At 69.5% G+C, this 2,245-nt stretch carries 2 protein-coding genes and 1 pseudogene; 2 read left to right on the forward strand and 1 reads right to left on the reverse strand.

Features of this window, described 5'->3' with window-relative positions:
- A pseudogene (locus ACFQEU_RS14765) lies at nt 1-214 on the forward strand (hypothetical protein); the annotation flags it as partial.
- A 51-nt stretch (nt 215-265) separates the two neighbouring features.
- Complete coding sequence (locus ACFQEU_RS14770) at nt 266-1,333, forward strand: mRNA surveillance protein pelota (protein ID WP_379783389.1); 1,068 nt, start codon at nt 266-268, stop codon at nt 1,331-1,333.
- Between the two features lie 315 nt (nt 1,334-1,648).
- On the opposite strand, the gene ACFQEU_RS14775 is transcribed toward ACFQEU_RS14770, so the two are convergent.
- Nucleotides 1,649-2,245: ornithine cyclodeaminase family protein (locus ACFQEU_RS14775; RefSeq protein WP_379783391.1), on the reverse strand; the 597-nt coding region annotated here is incomplete at its 5' end.

Below are 2,245 nucleotides of genomic sequence, written 5' to 3' on the forward strand. Positions count from 1 at the left end.
CGAGGCGGGACGTGACGATCCGGCCGGCGACGTGGACGACGACCCGGCCGGTGGGACCCACGGTGCTGACGGAAACTCCCCGGACGACCCGTTCCGCCCGGCGGAACCGGAACCGGCCCCGGCCGCCGGCGAGGAACCCGGGGAATCGGAACACGCTGAGGAACCCGAGGTGTCGCGGGCGTTCGAGTGGGGGCCGACGGCGGAGGACCGATGACGCCCGATCGGGATGGCAAGGGTTGATACCAACCCGGTCGAACGGCCGTCCATGCGAATCGCCGAGCGCGGGTACGGCGAGGAGGGTCGCGAACGGCTCACGCTCGTCCCCGAGAACGTCGACGACCTCTGGCACCTCGCGCACGTCCTCGAACCGGGTGACCTGATAGAGGGCGACACGACCCGCCGGATCCAACGCGACGACGAGCAGATGCGGGACACGGGCGGCCAGCGCGAACACCTCTACGTCACCATCGAGGTCGAGACCGTGGAGTTCGCGCGCTTCGCCAACCGACTGCGAGTCGGTGGCGTCATCGTCGGCTGTTCCCGCGAGGACCAGCTCGGGAGCCACCACACCCTCAACGTCGAGGAGCACGACGAGGTCACCATCGAGAAACACTTCAAGCCGGACCAGACCGACCGGATCGAGGAGGCGACCGAGGCCGCCGAGAACCCCGATGTCGCCATCGCCACCGTCGAGGAGGGTGCGGCGTCGATCCACACCGTCCAGCAGTACGGCACCGAGGAGTACGCGTCGTTCACCAAACCCACCGGGAAAGGGGAGTACTCGCGCCCCCGCGAGGAGCTGTTCGCGGAGCTCGGCGAGGCGCTCAGCCATCTCGACGCCGACGCCGTCATCCTCGCCGGACCGGGGTTCACGAAGCGGGACGCCCGCGACTACATCGAGGAGGAGTACCGCGACCTGGGCGACGACATCACGACCGTCGACACCTCCGCGGTCGGCGACCGCGGCGTCCACGAGGTGCTCAAACGCGGCGCGGTCGACGAGGTACAGAAGGAGACGCGGATCTCGAAGGAGGCGAACCTCATCGACGATCTGACCGAGAACATCGCCACCGGCGCGAAGGCGACATACGGTCCGGAGGACGTGGCCGAGGCCGCGGAGTTCGGCGCGGTCGAGACGCTGCTCGTCGTCGACGACCGGCTCCGCACGGAGCGGCAGGGCGAGGGCGACTGGGAGATCGACGTCAACGAGGTGATCCGCTCGGTCGAGCGGCAGGGCGGCGACGTGGTCGTGTTCTCCTCGGAGTTCGCGCCCGGTGAACAGCTCGCGAACCTCGGCGGGATCGCCGCGATCCTGCGGTATCGGCTGCAGTGAGGAATGAAGGTCCCGACTCGGGTATATAAACAAACGGTCCGGTAAGCGGCTCATGCGGTGGCGCGTCCGCTCGTACCCTTATAAGTGGTGCGAGCGGCCCGCGAGGTCGTCGGGCTTCGCTCGACTGTCAGAGGCGCGTAGCGCCTCGCTGTCGCCGCCGCTACGCGCCGGCTGCTAGAGAGGGGCCGAAGGTCCCTCGATGGACGCAGTGGTCACTTATAAGCGATCGGTCGGTGTTTTATACGCAATACCGGATCCCGGAGTCACCCGACGCTCCGAACGCCGAGAGCGACGACGGGCTACGCGGATCCGGCGTCACCGACCCGTGAGCGCCTCGCTCGCGGGCGCGAACTCGATGGACTGCCCGCGTCCCGCCTCGCTCGCGCGCTTATAAAGCATATGCGCCGCGGCGGCGGTCTCGATCCCGGTGCCGCCGGAGTCGAAGACGGTCACCTCGTCGTCGCTCGTCCGTCCGGGGTGCTCGCCGGCGACGACCGCGCCGAGGTCGGCGGCGACCCCCGTTTCCGCGTCGATCAGTCCCGCGTCGACCGCGGCCAGGAACGATCCCGCGTCTCGCGTCGCTCGCGCCCGGAGGTCGGGGACGTACGTCGCCCGCGCGACCAGTTCGGGCGGCAGCTCGTTCTTTTCGGGGTGGTACTGTCCCATCGCCGTGACGTGGGTGCCGGGCTCGATGGCGGCGTCATCGATAACGGGGTCGCTCGCGGTCGTCGCCGTGATGACCACGTCTGCGCCGGCCAGCGCCGCACTCGTGCTCCCGACCGCCGAGACGTCCGCGTCGATCCGGCCGGCGAACTCCTCGGCGAACACCTCGCGGTGCTCGGCCGTGGGCGAGAAGACGCGCACAGCCTCGAACTCCCGAACCGTGGCGGTCGTCGCCAGCTGGCCGCGAGC

The organism is Halorubrum tibetense, from assembly GCF_042661865.1.
Classification (GTDB): domain Archaea; phylum Halobacteriota; class Halobacteria; order Halobacteriales; family Haloferacaceae; genus Halorubrum; species Halorubrum tibetense.